Annotated in this window: 18 protein-coding genes; 4 read left to right on the plus strand and 14 right to left on the minus strand. The window is 62.7% G+C overall.

What is annotated here, in order from left to right:
* Positions 1-5 precede the first annotated feature (5 nt).
* On the minus strand, positions 6-782 hold the full coding sequence (locus JQ558_RS14225) for an ATP12 family chaperone protein (RefSeq protein WP_212293997.1): 777 nt from the start codon (positions 780-782) through the stop codon (positions 6-8).
* 141 nt (positions 783-923) lie between these two features.
* Between JQ558_RS14225 and JQ558_RS14230 the strand changes: the two genes are divergently transcribed.
* Positions 924-1,370: a hypothetical protein gene (locus JQ558_RS14230; protein ID WP_312014801.1), complete on the plus strand. Its 447-nt coding sequence runs from the start codon at positions 924-926 to the stop codon at positions 1,368-1,370.
* 8 nt (positions 1,371-1,378) lie between these two features.
* Here JQ558_RS14230 and JQ558_RS14235 read toward each other — a convergent pair whose 3' ends face one another.
* On the minus strand, positions 1,379-2,578 hold the full coding sequence (locus JQ558_RS14235) for an RluA family pseudouridine synthase (RefSeq protein ID WP_212211750.1): 1,200 nt from the start codon (positions 2,576-2,578) through the stop codon (positions 1,379-1,381).
* A gap of 248 nt (positions 2,579-2,826) precedes the next feature.
* Between JQ558_RS14235 and JQ558_RS14240 the strand changes: the two genes are divergently transcribed.
* Positions 2,827-3,780 carry an alpha/beta hydrolase gene (locus JQ558_RS14240; protein ID WP_212293998.1) on the plus strand — a complete coding sequence of 318 codons (954 nt, stop codon included), beginning with the start codon at positions 2,827-2,829 and terminating at the stop codon, positions 3,778-3,780.
* A 19-nt stretch (positions 3,781-3,799) separates the two neighbouring features.
* Here the strand turns inward: JQ558_RS14240 and JQ558_RS14245 are convergent, their stop codons facing one another.
* The 6 genes from JQ558_RS14245 to JQ558_RS14270 all read right to left on the minus strand — a co-directional run bounded on the left by JQ558_RS14245 (position 3,800) and on the right by JQ558_RS14270 (position 8,450).
* Positions 3,800-4,090: a helix-turn-helix domain-containing protein gene (locus JQ558_RS14245; RefSeq protein WP_212211752.1), complete on the minus strand. Its 291-nt coding sequence runs from the start codon at positions 4,088-4,090 to the stop codon at positions 3,800-3,802.
* A complete protein-coding gene (locus JQ558_RS38120; protein ID WP_409363430.1) occupies positions 4,090-4,197 on the minus strand; it encodes a type II toxin-antitoxin system RelE/ParE family toxin in 108 nt (35 codons plus the stop codon). The genes JQ558_RS14245 and JQ558_RS38120 overlap by 1 nt, the downstream gene beginning before the upstream one ends.
* A 372-nt stretch (positions 4,198-4,569) precedes the next feature.
* Positions 4,570-5,280, minus strand: a complete 711-nt coding sequence (locus JQ558_RS14255; protein WP_212211753.1) for a tetratricopeptide repeat protein — start codon at positions 5,278-5,280, stop codon at positions 4,570-4,572.
* On the minus strand, positions 5,277-6,620 hold the full coding sequence (locus tag JQ558_RS14260; RefSeq protein WP_212211755.1) for a replication-associated recombination protein A: 1,344 nt from the start codon (positions 6,618-6,620) through the stop codon (positions 5,277-5,279). The genes JQ558_RS14255 and JQ558_RS14260 overlap by 4 nt, the downstream gene beginning before the upstream one ends.
* Entirely contained in the window at positions 6,617-8,008 is a 1,392-nt protein-coding gene (locus tag JQ558_RS14265; RefSeq protein WP_212211756.1) for a DegQ family serine endoprotease, read from the minus strand. The genes JQ558_RS14260 and JQ558_RS14265 overlap by 4 nt, the downstream gene beginning before the upstream one ends.
* A gap of 64 nt (positions 8,009-8,072) precedes the next feature.
* Complete coding sequence (locus JQ558_RS14270) at positions 8,073-8,450, minus strand: helix-turn-helix domain-containing protein (protein ID WP_212211758.1); 378 nt, start codon at positions 8,448-8,450, stop codon at positions 8,073-8,075.
* A 118-nt stretch (positions 8,451-8,568) separates the two neighbouring features.
* Here JQ558_RS14270 and JQ558_RS14275 point away from each other — a divergent pair, with 118 nt between their 5' ends.
* Positions 8,569-9,582 carry a zinc-binding alcohol dehydrogenase family protein gene (locus JQ558_RS14275; protein ID WP_212272181.1) on the plus strand — a complete coding sequence of 338 codons (1,014 nt, stop codon included), beginning with the start codon at positions 8,569-8,571 and terminating at the stop codon, positions 9,580-9,582.
* 118 nt (positions 9,583-9,700) lie between these two features.
* Here the strand turns inward: JQ558_RS14275 and JQ558_RS14280 are convergent, their stop codons facing one another.
* Positions 9,701-9,997, minus strand: coding sequence for a DUF1330 domain-containing protein (locus tag JQ558_RS14280; RefSeq protein WP_212293999.1), 297 nt, complete (start codon positions 9,995-9,997; stop codon positions 9,701-9,703).
* A 93-nt stretch (positions 9,998-10,090) separates the two neighbouring features.
* A complete protein-coding gene (locus JQ558_RS14285; RefSeq protein WP_212294000.1) occupies positions 10,091-10,885 on the minus strand; it encodes an SDR family NAD(P)-dependent oxidoreductase in 795 nt (264 codons plus the stop codon).
* 386 nt (positions 10,886-11,271) lie between these two features.
* On the opposite strand from JQ558_RS14285, the gene JQ558_RS14290 reads away from it, so the two are divergent.
* A complete protein-coding gene (locus JQ558_RS14290) occupies positions 11,272-11,673 on the plus strand; it encodes a hypothetical protein (protein WP_212211766.1) in 402 nt (133 codons plus the stop codon).
* A gap of 103 nt (positions 11,674-11,776) precedes the next feature.
* Here JQ558_RS14290 and rplQ read toward each other — a convergent pair whose 3' ends face one another.
* From rplQ to rpsM, 4 genes are all read right to left on the minus strand, one after another.
* Positions 11,777-12,193, minus strand: coding sequence for a 50S ribosomal protein L17 (rplQ, locus tag JQ558_RS14295; protein ID WP_212211768.1), 417 nt, complete (start codon positions 12,191-12,193; stop codon positions 11,777-11,779).
* 142 nt (positions 12,194-12,335) lie between these two features.
* The gene (locus JQ558_RS14300; RefSeq protein WP_192733847.1) at positions 12,336-13,367 is read right to left on the minus strand and encodes a DNA-directed RNA polymerase subunit alpha; all 1,032 of its coding nucleotides are present in this window, start codon (positions 13,365-13,367) and stop codon (positions 12,336-12,338) included.
* A 118-nt stretch (positions 13,368-13,485) separates the two neighbouring features.
* Positions 13,486-13,875: a 30S ribosomal protein S11 gene (rpsK, locus tag JQ558_RS14305; RefSeq protein ID WP_192733848.1), complete on the minus strand. Its 390-nt coding sequence runs from the start codon at positions 13,873-13,875 to the stop codon at positions 13,486-13,488.
* A 130-nt stretch (positions 13,876-14,005) separates the two neighbouring features.
* A complete protein-coding gene (gene rpsM / locus JQ558_RS14310) occupies positions 14,006-14,374 on the minus strand; it encodes a 30S ribosomal protein S13 (protein ID WP_211998091.1) in 369 nt (122 codons plus the stop codon).
* Between the last annotated feature and the right edge of the window lie 79 nt (positions 14,375-14,453).

The following is a 14,453-nucleotide window of genomic DNA, read 5'->3' on the forward strand; positions in this document are numbered from 1 at the left end:
CCGATTCAAGGCTTCAAGGCCTTCAGAATGGTCACCGCGGCGGTGAAATCGACCAGCCGGGCTGCCCTGCGGGCGGCGACCTCCTCGTCGAGGCCCCATTTTTCGATGTTCCAGTCCTCATCGACATGGGCGGCGGCCCAGACCTCTTCGGCGTTGCGCACGCCGTGGAAGAGCGCCAGCGCCAGCAGCGCCGAGCCGGTCAGCGTCGTCACCACATGCAGCGCCGCGACCGACCAGGGATCGGTTGGGAATACCGCGCGCGCCGCCTTGATCGCCGGCTCCGGCTGGGTGACGTGCACGATCCCCTCGGCCAGCATGAAATGGGCGCCGAGTTCGCTCGCGGCCCAGAACACCACGGGATCCCAATGCGCGGCTTCTTTTGCGACCAGCGCTTCGGGATGGCCAGCGCGATAGAACAGCAAATCGGTGCCGAGATATTTTTCGACGTCGTCGGCCACCGCATCGACGCGATCGATGACGCCTTCCCCGACGCTGTTGGCAAAGCGCGTCAGCGGCATGGTCAGGGGGTTGATGGTTTCGACCTGCGCATTCCATTCTGCCGCGATCGCCTCCGCAATAACAGCGTTGGGCGTGACGACATGGCGGCCGGAGGGCGTGCGGATCGGCTTGCCGTCGAGCGTGACCGTAAAGCCGCCATCCGCCTCGCCGACGCCGGCACTGGCGTAAAAGCGCTTGCGTTGTGGCACGCGGGTCGCGCGCCGCACCGCCTCCTCCGGGTCGAACGGAGACTGGCCGGCAACTTCATCGAATAATTCACGCATCCGCGCCTTATAGCGCTTTTGGGCGAAATGGACACCGCTTCACGCCAAAAAACGCTTCAATTCGAGCCGTGTGCAAGGCTTTCGTCTGATGTCATTTGCCGCCAAAATGGGCCCGGTGAAACCAAGAAAGGTCCGCGAGCCGTGAAACTCCTTGCTGCGATCCTGATTTCGATGGCTGTTCTCGCCGCCCTGCCCGCACAAGCCGGGTTCCGCACCCCGGAATCCCTGGTCCGCAACGTCTACGCCTATTACGGCAAGGGCTCGTCAGACCTGTCGAAGGGATTGCCGCGCAGCGCCGAGATCGCGGAACAGTTTTTCGATCGCAGTCTGCGAAGCGCGTGGATCGCCCCGCGCGAGGCGCCGTACGATTTCATGGTACAAAGCCCGACCTGGAAAATCGGCCCGGTCTCGACCAAAATCCTGCGCACGGAATCGGGCAAGACCTATGTCACCGCCAGCTTCAACAATAACGGCCGCGCGATCACGCTGAACTTCATCGCCGTCAAGGGGCCTGACGGCTGGGTGATTTCGGACATCGAAAGCCCGCAAGATTCCTTGCGGCTGTTTCTCGCGCAGTTCAAGCGCTGACGGAGACGCTACTCCTCCGGCGCGTTCTCGATCGGATCGAAGCGGTCGGCCTCGAGGCCGAGCAGATTCCAGGACTGCAGCATGTGCGGCGGCAGCGGCGCGGTCGCGTCGATCACGCCACCGCGCGGATGCGGGATCACGATCCGGCGCGCCAAAAGATGCAGGCGGTTCTGGATGCCGCCCGGCAGGTCCCAGTTTTCCTTGTTGAAGTATTTGGGATCGCCGACGATGGCATGGTCGATATGCGCCATATGCGCGCGCAATTGATGGGTGCGCCCCGTCACCGGCTTCAGTGACACCCAGGCGAGTTTCTGCGCCGAGGTCTCGACCACGGCGTAATAGGTCACCGCGTGGCTGGCGCCTTCATCGCCATGCTTGGCGATCCGCATGATGGTGTCGTCCTCGCTCTCTTCCTTGGCGAGATAGGTCGAGATGCGGCCCTGCTTCGGCTTCGGGACGCCCGCCACCATCGCCCAGTAGATTTTTCGCGCCGAGCGATGGCGGAACGATCCGGTCAGCGCGGTGGCGGCAAAGCGCGTTTTCGCAATCAGGAGACAGCCCGACGTTTCGCGGTCCAGCCGGTGCACCAGCCTTGGTTTTTGCCCCTTGGCGTCGCGCATCACTTCGAGCATGTCGTCGACATTGCGCGTGATGCCGGAGCCGCCCTGCACCGCAAGCCCTGCTGGCTTGTTCAGCACCATGACGTCGGCGTCCTCGAACAGGATCATGTCCTTGAGCGCCTGCAGCGTCTTGGTCGCGGCTTCCGAGAGCGTGCCGCCGACCTTCGGCGTATCGAGCTTGAGCGGCGGAATCCGGATGCTCTGCCCCTCCTCGATCCGGTCCTTGCTGTCGGCGCGCTTGCCGTTGACGCGCAGCTCGCCTTTGCGGACGATGCGCTGGATGTGGGAGAACGACAGGCCGGGAAAGCGCGCCTCGAGGAAGCGGTCGACGCGCATGTTGTTCTCGTCCGCGGTCACGACCACGGTCTGGACCTTGGTCGGCAACGGCGGCGGCTCGGCGACGATCTTCTCAGGCTCGGGAACGTAAGGCGCCGGTTTCGGCGCGCGGGGCGCCGACGCGGAAAAACGCGCCGGCGGCTTGCCGCCCGGACGATGGGCCGGCCGCTCGGCTTTCGAGCCCCGATAGGGACGCGCGCCCTTGGGACGGTCGCCCGCCGGACGGAGAGGTTTTTTGACGCGACGGCTCATGATTGGCTTGGCTCCGGATAAGGCCGTTGCCTAGCGCAAAAGCAGCGAATCGTCACGGTGAATCGGCCGTTTCGGGGAAAGTTGGCGCAAAACCCGGCCGATCCGGCTTCAATTTCCGCTGCATTTGCCTCGCGCCAAATCCACCTGATAGTGGGTGTGGTGGGTCGCGTGCGGAAGCTTGTCCGACTGGCCGGCGGCCAGGCAGGCAGCGGCCGGATGATGGTTTGGAAGCAAACGGGAGTTGGGGGATGAAATCGACGACATGGGCCGTGAAGCTGTTTCTGGCCGTGATCGCAGCCATCTGGGCGGGTTCGGCTCTCGCGCAGCAGCCGGCGATGTCGGAGGATCTGGCGTGGAAGCTGCTGGAACTCGGGCGCACCATTGACCCGCCCAAAACCGCCGCGCTCTACGCGCCGATGCAGCAAAAGGAGCCCTACGAGGGCATCAAGACCGAGCGCGACGTCAAATACGGCGCGGCGGAGCGGCATCTGCTCGACGTGTTTACGCCGGACACCAATTCATCGGCGCGGCCGGTGCTGATCTTCATCCACGGCGGCGGCTTTGTTGCCGGCAACAAGCGCAACCCCGGCAGTCCTTTTTACGACAACATCATGCTGTGGGCGGTGAAGAACGGCTTCGTCGGCGTCAACGCCACCTACCGGCTGGCGCCGCAATTCGTGTATCCAGCCAGCGCCGAAGACCTTGCGTCCGTGGTGCTATGGGTGAGCGAAAAAATCCGCGAGCGTGGCGGCGATCCGGCGCGCGTCTTCCTGATGGGGCAATCCGCCGGCGCGGTGCATGTCGCCAACTACGTATCGCATCCCGAGCTTCACAAAGTGAAGGGCGGCGGCATCGCCGGCGCGATCATGGTCTCCGGCATCTACGACCTGACGGCATCGCCGGTCGGCGACGCCGAGATCACCTATTTCGGCTCCGATCCCTCGCGCTATGCCGAACGATCTTCACTGCGAGGCTTGCTGGAGACAAAGATTCCATTGATGGCCACTGCCGCCGAACTCGATCCACCGCGCTTCATCGAGCAATACGAATTGCTGAAACAGGCCACCTGCAAAAGCGCCGAGGGGTGCGCGCGCACCTTCATGCTGCCGCAGCACAGCCACATGTCGGAGGTCTACGCGATCAACACCGCGGATACGCGGTTGACTGATGAGATTATGGAGTTTGTGAAGACGGGGAAGTAGCGACGCAACGGTCCGTTCATTACGTCAGCTCAACACGCAAGGTGCGCCCAACGGCGTTCGCAGCGCGGCGCAACGTCTCGAGCGTCACGGACGGTGTGCCGGGATCCAACAGCCGGTCAAGCTGACGCCGGCTGGTTTTCATCCGCTCTGCCATCGCACTCTTGGTAATGCCCTGCGCTTTCATCGCCTCCGCCAATTGCTCGGCGATGATCTCCTTGATTGCGCGTTCTTCGCACGCTCCAAGTACGCCCTGTTCGGCAAGGAATTCGTCGAACGTTTCTTCGCTCACGCGCGCTTTCTTCTTCACCATCACGTCACCTCTCGTTTGCGCTTCAGCGCGAGCTCAATGTCTTGCTGCGGCGTCTTCTGCGTCTTCTTGATGAAGCCGTGCAAGAGGATCATGTGCCCGTCACCCATGCAGAAAATCACTCGCCCAACTCGGTTGCTGTCAAAATCGCTTCACACCTCCCACAAGCCGTGCCCAAGCGGAGCACAATGCCCGATGGGCCAGCCAAACTCCACTTTCTGAATGTCCTTGCCTACCGTTTGACGGTCCCCGGAAGACAATTCCAAAATCCATTCCCGAACAGGATTGCGGCCCTGCTGGCTGATATAGAACCGAGCAGGCAGCTTTTTTTGTTCGGTCAATCATGTGGATTGCTCAATGTGCCATTTTTGGCACATTTTTGCAAGACCCCTTTTTCCGGCAGCGGCGTAGAATTCGTAGCCGGAGCCATCGACTTCCGACTTCGTCAGCTTGGTCGGCGAAGCGACATCAGCGAACGACACTCACTTGCACTGCGCGTCATTTCTCAACTTGGCGAGATCGACCTTCGCATTGGACGACGGACGCTGCTTCATCGCGACATCAGCCGCCGCGCAGGCGGCGTCGCGGTCGCCGTTCTGCAGGCGGGCGTGGGCGAGATTGATCCAGGCGTCGCCGAAGTCCGGCGTGTCCTTGACCGCCTGCTCCAGCACTGGCTGCGCCTCCTTCGGACGCTTGGCGACCAGCAGCACGCGGCCGTAGTCCGCATTCAGCATCTTCAGCGGATTGGGCTGCTTCTGCGCAATCCGGAACAGCTCTTCGGCGTAGTCGAGGTCCTTGAAACGAATTTGCGCGATCGCCGCCAGGCCGTGATAGACGACGCTCTGTTCGGGAGCGACGAGGTAGGCCTGGTTGAATCGCAGTGCGGCTTCGGGGTACTTGCCCGATCCAAGCGCCCGCCAACCACGCTTGACCACTTCGTCCAGCGCCTTCTCCTTGGTCCCGGCCGCCTGCACCAGGGCCTTGACGAACTTGTCGTCCTCCTCCCGCTGCGCGTCGGTCTTGGCTTCGAAGCCAAAGAACGGCTGTTCCTTGGCGGGCGCAGCATAGGTCCGCTTCGTCACCTGTATTCCCGGCGCAACCTGCACGGTGTCAGCCGACGCGGATTGCGCGAACCCCGCGACAAACAGCGCGCACGCAAGAGCGAACACGCCACGGCACTTCAGACCAGTCATTCAGCACTTCCTCCGCCGCGTTCGCGCCGCAGCTTCGCCCAATAGTCCAGCCGCTTGCGGATCTCGCGCTCGAAGCCGCGGTCGGGCGGATCATAAAATGTCTGGCGTCCCAGCGCTTCCGGGAAATAGTCCTGGCCGGAAAACGCATCAGGCGCATCGTGGTCGTATTCGTAGCCGGAACCGTAGCCTTCCGACTTCATCAGCTTGGTCGGCGAGTTGAGGATGTGTTTTGGCGGCAGCAGCGAACCGCCCTCCTTCGCCGTGCGCATCGCCGCGCCAAAGGCCTTGTAGGCGGCGTTGGATTTCGGCGCGGTGGCGAGATAGATCACGGCCTGCGCGATCGCCAGTTCGCCCTCGGGATGGCCGAGGAAATCATAGGCATCCTTGGCGGCGTTGCAGATCACCAGCGCCTGCGGATCGGCCAGGCCAATGTCCTCCACCGCCATGCGCACCACCCGCCGCGCCAAAAACAGCGGGTCCTCGCCGGCGTCCATCATGCGCGCGAGATAATACAGCGCCGCATCCGGATCGGAGCCGCGCACCGCCTTATGCAGCGCCGAGATCAGGTTGTAGTGGCCGTCGGCGGATTTGTCGTAGATCGGCGCGCGGCGCTGCAGGATGTCCTGCAATTGCGTGGCGTTGAAGACTTCGCCCTTGCGCGCGGCGCGCCAGACTTCTTCGGCGAGCGTCAGCGCGGCGCGACCGTCGCCATCGGCCATCCGCACCAGCACGGCGCGGGCCTCGACGTCGAGCGGCAGCTTCTTGCCCTCGATCTTTTCCGCATGGGCGTACAGCTGCTCCACCGCCACCGCATCGAGCGAATGAAACACCAGCACGCGGGCTCGCGACAGCAGCGCCGCGTTGAGCTCGAACGAGGGATTTTCGGTGGTGGCGCCGACCAGCACCACGGTGCCGTCTTCCATCACGGGCAGAAACGAATCCTGCTGCGCGCGGTTGAAGCGATGCACCTCGTCGACGAACAGCAACGTGCCCTTGCCGGTCTCGCGGCGGGCGCGCGCGGCGTCGAACACTTTCTTCAGGTCGGCGACGCCGGAAAACACCGCGGAGATTTGCTCGAAATGCAGTTCGGTGGCATCGGCCAGCAGCCGCGCCACCGTGGTCTTGCCGGTGCCGGGCGGTCCCCAGAACACCAGCGAACCGAGCGTGCGCGTTTCCAGCATCCGCGTCAGCGCACCGTCGGGGCCGAGGATGTGATCCTGGCCGACGACATCTGACAACGACTGCGGGCGCAGCCGATCCGGCAGCGGACGCGGCGCGTCCTGCTCCATCCCTGCCGCGGCAAAGAGGTTGGCAGCTTCGCGTGGCTGCTTCGGGCTCATCCGCCGAGCGTCACGTTGATCTGCTGGCCGCCGCGTACCACGGTGATGCGCCAGATCCGCGACTGACTTTTCGAGGCCTTGTCGAGATCGCTGGTCTTGGCGATCTTCTGGCTATTGACCGCGAGGATGATGTCGCCCTTCTGGAAGCCGACGCTGGCGGCCGTTCCGCCATCGGCAAGATCGATCACGACGACGCCTTCGGTCGAGGCGTCCAGCCGCAGCTCATCGGCCACCGCCGGCGAGATGTTGGCGACCTTGGCGCCCTGGAACGGCGAGCGCGCGGTCAACACGATCTCGTCGCGGTTGGTATCGGGCGCGGTTTCCAATGGCATCGTCAGCTTCACGGTCTTGCCGGCGCGCTGCACGTCGATCTGCGCCGAACCACCCAATGGACGGGTGGCGAAGCGATAGTCGAACGCGTTGGGATCGTCGATCACCTGGCCATCGATCGAGGTAATCAGGTCGGACAGTTTCAATCCGGCGCGCGCCGCCGGGCTGTTCACCGCGACGTTGGCGACCAGCGCACCGGTCGGCGACTTCAGCCCCAGCGTCTCCGCAATCTCGGGCGTCACCGCCTGCAACTTCGCGCCGAGATACGGGCGCTTCACCGCCTTGCCGCCGCTCTTGGCGGAGGCCACGACCACGCGCACCATGTTGGCCGGAATCGCAAAGCCGATGCCCTGCGAACCGCCGGAGCGCGAGAAGATCGCGGTGTTGATGCCCGCAAGCTTGCCCGTCATGTCGACCAGCGCGCCGCCGGAATTGCCGGGGTTGATCGCGGCATCGGTCTGGATGAAGAACTGGTAGTCGGTGATGCCAACTTGCGTGCGCGCCAGCGCCGAGATGATACCTTGCGTCACGGTCTGGCCGACGCCGAAGGGATTACCGATCGCGAGCACGACGTCGCCGACCAGCAATTCATCGGAATTGGCAAAGTCGATCGTCGTGAACTTCTCCTTGTTGTCCTTGATGCGCAACACCGCCAGATCGGTGCGGCTGTCCTTCAGCACGATCTCGGCTTCGAATTCGCGCTTGTCGGCCAGCGAGATCTTGACCTGATCGGCGCCTTCGATGACATGGTTGTTGGTGACGACGAGGCCGGAGGCGTCAACCATTACGCCCGAACCCAGCGAACGCTGCATCTGCTCGGGCTGCTGGCCGGGCACGCCGAAAAAGCGGCGGAAGATCGGATCGTCCAGCAAGGGATTGCGGTTCTGCACGGTCTTGGCGGCATAGACGTTGACCACCGCCGGCTGCACCCGTTGCACGATCGGCGCGAAGGAAAGCCGCAGCTCGGCTCCCGACGACGGCACGCGGCGGTCCTGCGCCAGCGCCGGCGTGGCGACGATCGCGGAAACCAGTAGCAGGGCAAGAGAGCGAATCAACATGCAAGAAATCCCGTAATTTGGTGCGTCAGATATAGATGCGAGGCGGCAACGAGAGAAGACAAGGCTACGCTGCGCGATCGGGCGCTTTGATGGTTTCCGGCGCAGGTCCACAGGACAGCCGGTCCCGATGGCTCTCCCCCCACGCCTTCAGCGTATCGATCACGGGGCGCAGGCTCTCGCCGAGCTCCGAGAGGGTATACTCGACCCGCGGCGGCACCTCGGCATAGACCTTGCGGACCACCAGTTTGTCATCCTCCAGCGCGCGCAGCTGCTTGGTCAGCATGCGCTGGGTAATGCCGGGCATCCGCCGCCGCAACTCCCCAAATCGCTGGGTACCGGCCTGCAGATGGAACAGGATCACGCCCTTCCACTTGCCGTCGATCAGGTCGAGGGTGGCTTCCACCGAGCAGCCGGGCCGATGAGCAAAATTCCGCCTTTTCATGCGTTATTTTCCAATAGTATCCAAACAGGGACTAGTTCCCCGATTTTACAGTACTTGCCAAATTGATGCCAGCGCGACAGGTAGGCTCAATCAACAGAACTGGCAGGAGACAGCAGCCATGAAGGCCGTCGGATACCAAAAATCGCTCCCGATCGAGGACGCGAATTCGCTGATCGATTTCGAGACCGCCAAGGGCGAGCCGAAAGGCCGCGACGTCAGAGTCGCCGTAAAAGCGATCTCGGCCAACCCGGTCGACTACAAGGTCCGTAAGCGCGCCGCGCCGCCCGAAGGCGAGACCAAGATTTTGGGTTATGACGCGGCCGGTGTCGTTGATGCGGTCGGGCCTGACGTGACGCTGTTCAAGCCGGGCGATGAAGTGTTCTACGCCGGCTCTATCCTGCGCCAGGGCACCAATTCGGAATTCCATCTGGTCGATGAACGCATCGTCGGTCGCAAGCCGAAATCGCTTTCCTTCGCACAGGCCGCAGCGCTGCCGCTGACCTCGATCACCGCCTGGGAATTGCTGTTCGATCGGCTCGGCGCGGTGCCGGGCAAGAGCGTCGATCCGCGCACGCTGCTGATTACCGGCGGCGCCGGTGGCGTCGGCTCGATCCTGATCCAGCTCGCGCGCCGCCTCACCGGCCTCACCGTGGTTGCCACCGCGACCCGGCCGGAATCGAAAAAGTGGTGCCTCGATCTCGGCGCGCATGCCGTGATCGATCACGGCAAGCCGATGAAGGAGCAGATCGAGCAGCTGAAAGTGCCGCCGGTCGGCCTGGTCGCCAGCCTCACCTACACCGATCAGCACTACAAGGGAATCGCCGACCTGATGGCACCGCAGGGCAAATTCGGCCTGATCGACGATCCCCCGGAATTCACAATGAGCGCCTTCAAGGGCAAGGCGATCTCGGTGCACTGGGAATCGATGTTCACCCGCTCGTCGTTCCAGACGCCGGACATGATCGCGCAGCACATGCTGCTGAACGATGTTGCCGACCTCATCGACAAGGGCGTGCTGCGCACCACGCTCGACCAGACCTTTGGCACCATCAACGCCGCCAACCTCAAACGCGCGCATGCGCTTTTGGAGTCGGGAAAATCGCGCGGCAAGATCGTGCTGGAGGGATGGTAGTTCGAGATTGCGTAGGGTGGGTTAGCGCAGCGTAACCCACCAACTTGCCACGCGATTTACTAAAGTGGTGGGTTACGCCTTCGGCTAACCCACCCTACGATCTACTACGATTACGATCTCAAACTGCTGGCACCCCCTCGACAAACAACAGCCGGCGTTCCAGCGCGGTCGCGCGCACCTTCAATGCCTCGGCGTATTCCGGCGAGGCATACCATTCACGCAGGCGCGCCATCGACGGGAATTCCACGATGATCATCGTCTTCGGCGGCGGTTCACCTTCGATGAGTTCGACGCGCCCGCCACGAACGAGATATTGCCCGCCATACTGCGCGATCGTTTCGGCAGCGAGGCTGCGATAGGCACCGAAGTCTGCCGCATCATGCACCTCGACTTCGGAAATGACATAGGCCGACATCGAAGCCTTCCTTGTTTGGCGCGTTTTCTTTCCTCGAACCGGTCCTCACCCCCGGATCAAGTCCGGGGGAATGCTCGAAAACGTAATGGCTCCTCACGCGATGGTCTGGATGATGCCGCCCTCGGCCCGCAATGCCGCACCGTTGGTGACGGAGGCTTCCTTTGAGCTGACATAGACCACCATGTTGGCGATCTCCTCGACGCTGGCAAAGCGCTCGACCAGCGACGTCGGGCGGTGCTGTTTGACGAAGCGGGCTGCCGCCTCCTCTACCGACTGGCCATTTTGCTTGGCGAGATCCTTGACGAAGGTCTCGACGCCCTCCGACATGGTCGGCCCGGGCAACACCGAATTGACCGTCACGGCGGTGCCGCGGGTGAGTTCCGCAAGGCCCCGCGCGACCGCGAGCTGTGCGGTCTTGGTCATGCCGTAATGGATCATCTCCTTTGGAATATTCAGTCCCGATTCCGAGGAGATGAAAACGATGCGGCCCCAGTTGCGCTTCAGCATGCCGGGCATATAGGCGCGCGACAGCCGCACGCCCGACATCACATTGACCTCGTAGAAACGGCTCCAGTCCTCGTCGGGAATATCGAAAAAGCCCTTGGGCTCGAATATCCCGGCATTATTGATCAGGATGTCGACGCTGGGCAGCGCTTCAAGCAGCGCGCCACAACCCGCCGCGGTCGAGACATCGGCGGCCACGCCGCGGACCTTGGCGCCAGGCAGCGCCTTGCTGATGGCGGCGACCGCGCTATCGACCTTGCCCTGCGCACGGCCATTGACCACGACCGTGGCGCCCGACGCGGCCAGCCCCTTGGCGATGGCGTGTCCGATGCCGGCGGTCGAGCCTCTGACCAGCGCGGTCTTTCCCGCAAGATCGATGTTCATGAGGTATCTCCCTGTTTGATGACGGGGATATCGGGCGCGACAAGTGCAACGGCAATTGTTCTCTTCAGTTCGTGATCTCTCTCAGCCTCTCCGCTTTCGCCGTCGAGGACTCTTCCGAGGATTGGTCGGCCATCCCGCCGACCGTCAGCCGCTCAGGACGCGAATGGTGGCGCGCCGCCGTTGTGGTTCGGACCATTGGGGAAGCGAACGCTCGCTTCGGCCGAGACAAAAAAGCAGCGCCCGGAGGCCCGCTCGAAGCCGTGAACAGGTGTTCATGAATATTAAATCTGCCGCCCGGCCGCTCGGCCGCTTGCGGCGTGCAACGAACTTCACTTGAATGTGTTTATTGAGTGTCTGCTTTACGGATTTGCGGAAAGGAGTGTTCCATGAGGAAAGCACCTTTGATCCTGGCACTTGCGGCCACCCTCGGCCTGACGGCTGTCGCAGCGCCCTCGCCCGCCGAAGCGCGCTGGCGCGGCGGCGGATTTTTCCCGGCTGTGGCTGGCGGCCTCCTGGCGGGAGCGTTGATCGGCGGCCTTGCGTCCAACGCCTACGCCTATGGCCCTGGTTACGGATACTATGGCGGATATCCCGGCTACGGTTACGGATACCCTCGTTACTACGGCGGATACGCTCCGGCCTATTACGGCGGTTATGCGCCAGCCTACTACGGCGGATATTATGGCGGGCCCTATGTGCCCGTGGTTCGCTATCGCCGCGTGATCCGCCCGGCCTTCGCCTATTATGGCGGGCCCCGGTATTATCATCGCCACTGGCGCCACTGGTGAGTTAAGCGAACGCGGCGCTGGACATCGCGCGCCGCGTTCGAGTTCGGCAAATAAAAAGCGGCGCCGGAAAGCGCCGCTTTTAAGACCATTTGGCTTGTAAGGCTTACGCCGCTTCGGCGGACTTTTCCTGCACCGGGCCGGAGTCCTTGCCCTTGGCATCGACGTCGCGGTCAACAAATTCGATCACGGCCATCGGGGCGTTGTCGCCGTAGCGGAAGCCGGCCTTGATGATGCGGGTGTAGCCGCCCTGGCGGTCCTTGTAGCGAGACGCCAGCACGTCGAACAGCTTGCGGACCTGATCCTTGTCGCGCATTTCGGAGATCGCCTGGCGGCGCATGGCCAGACCGCCCTTCTTGCCGAGCGTGACCAGCTTCTCGACGATCGGGCGCAATTCCTTGGCCTTCGGCAGCGTGGTGACGATCTGCTCGTGCTTGATCAGCGCCGCGCACATGTTGGCGAACATCGCACGCCGATGCTCGGCGGTGCGGTTGAGCTTCCGATGAACCTTGCCGTGACGCATGTTGAATTCCTCAATACTTATTCTGTCGCGACGGTTCGTCGGACTTGTTGCTCAGGTGGGCCGCCTGCGTTCGCCCTGGGAAGCGAGTAGTAAGTAGCGAATGATTTGTCTTTCCATTCGCTATTCGCCACTCCCTATTCGCTCAATAGTGGTCTTCGAAGCGCTTGGCGAGCTCGTCGATATTCTCCGGCGGCCAGCCCGGCACTTCCATGCCGAGATGCAGACCCATCTGGGCCAGCACTTCCTTGATCTCGTTCAGCGACTTGCGGCCGAAGTTCGGGGTACGGAGCATTTCCGCTTCCGACTTCTGCACGAGATCGCCGATGTAGACGATGTTGTCGTTCTTCAGGCAGTTTGCCGAACGCACCGACAACTCCAGTTCGTCGACCTTCTTGAGGAAGGCAGGGTTGAACGCGAGATCGGGGATGATCTCCTGCGCCACTTCCTTGCGCGGCTCTTCGAAGTTCACGAACACGTTGAGCTGATCCTGCAGGATGCGGGCGGCATAGGCCACCGAGTCTTCCGGCGTGATCGCACCATTGGTTTCGATCGTCATGGTCAGCTTGTCGTAGTCGAGGATCTGGCCCTCGCGGGTGTTCTCGACCTTGTAGGAGACCTTGCGGACCGGCGAGAACAGGCTGTCGACCGGGATCAGGCCGATCGGCGCGTCCTCGGGGCGGTTACGCTCGGCGGCGACGTAGCCCTTGCCGGCAGCGACCGTGAATTCCATGCGGATTTCCGCGCCCTCGTCCAACGTGCAGATCTGCAGGTCGGGATTGAGCACCACGACGTCGCCGACGGTCTGGATGTCGCCGGCGGTGACGACGCCCGGGCCCTGCTTCTTCACGACCATGCGCTTGGGGCCTTCGCCCTGCATCTTGATCGAGATGTCCTTGATGTTGAGCACGATGTCGGTGACGTCCTCGCGAACGCCCGCGATCGAGGAGAACTCGTGCAGCACGCCGTCGATGTGCACCGACTGCACCGCTGCGCCCTGCAGCGACGACAGCAGGATGCGGCGCAGCGCGTTACCGAGGGTCTGGCCGAAGCCGCGCTCGAGGGGTTCTGCAACAACGGTCGCAAACCGGGCCGCATCGGTGCCCGGCGTTACCTGCAGCTTGTTCGGTCGGATAAGTTCTTGCCAATTTTTCTGGATCGTCACTGTGTCACCCATGTGTCAGTCCTTTGGGCCAGTCGTGCCCGCAACTGACGTTGGAGATCGCGGATCAGCCCGCGGCTGTCGAAATTCCAAGGCAATCGCGCGGCGGATAAATCCGCCCGCGACCAAAACATCAAACGCGCCGGCGCTTGCGCGGACGGCAACCATTGTGCGGGATCGTCGTCACGTCGCGAATCGATGTGACGGTGAAGCCCGCCGCCTGCAGCGCGCGAAGCGCCGACTCACGGCCCGAACCGGGGCCTGCAACTTCCACTTCCAGCGTGCGCATGCCGTGTTCCTGCGCCTTCTTGGAAACGTCTTCGGCCGCGACCTGCGCGGCATAGGGGGTCGACTTGCGCGAACCCTTGAAGCCCATCGTGCCGGCCGACGACCAGGCAATGGTGTTGCCCTGCGCGTCGGTGATGGTGATGGTCGTGTTGTTGAACGACGAATTCACATGCGCGATGCCGGAGGCGATGTTCTTGCGTTCGCGGCGGCGTATGCGGGTGGCTTCCTTGCCCATTCCAAAACCTTTCCTGTGATCTCAAACGCCGCCGTAGTGCCAGCGGCTACACCTAAGAGCGAATGGTGAGTGGCGAATAGCGAATAGGGGTCGAGCCCCTACTCGCCATTCGCCATTCGCTACTCGCCAATTACTTCTTCTTGCCGGCAATCGACTTGGCCGGGCCCTTGCGCGTGCGCGCATTGGTGTGGGTGCGCTGGCCGCGCACCGGCAGGCCGCGGCGATGACGCAGGCCGCGATAGCAGCCGAGGTCCATCAGACGCTTGATGTTGATGCCGACTTCACGACGAAGATCGCCCTCGACAAGATAGTCGCGGTCGATGACTTCGCGGATCTGCAGAACTTCCTGGTCGCTGAGCTGGCTGACGCGGCGCTCAACGGGAATCTTCACCTTCTCGATGATCTCGGCCGCGTTCTTCTGGCCGATGCCATGGATGTACTGGAGCGCGATCAAGACGCGCTTGTTGGTCGGGATATTCACGCCGGCAATACGGGCCACGGACTTCTCTCCTGTCACCGATCCCTCGCGGACCGGGCTATGTTCTTGCTAACTCGGGCAGGTGTCCGCAAACGCGAAC

Source organism: Bradyrhizobium sp. AUGA SZCCT0160, from assembly GCF_018130105.1.
Lineage (GTDB): Bacteria > Pseudomonadota > Alphaproteobacteria > Rhizobiales > Xanthobacteraceae > Bradyrhizobium.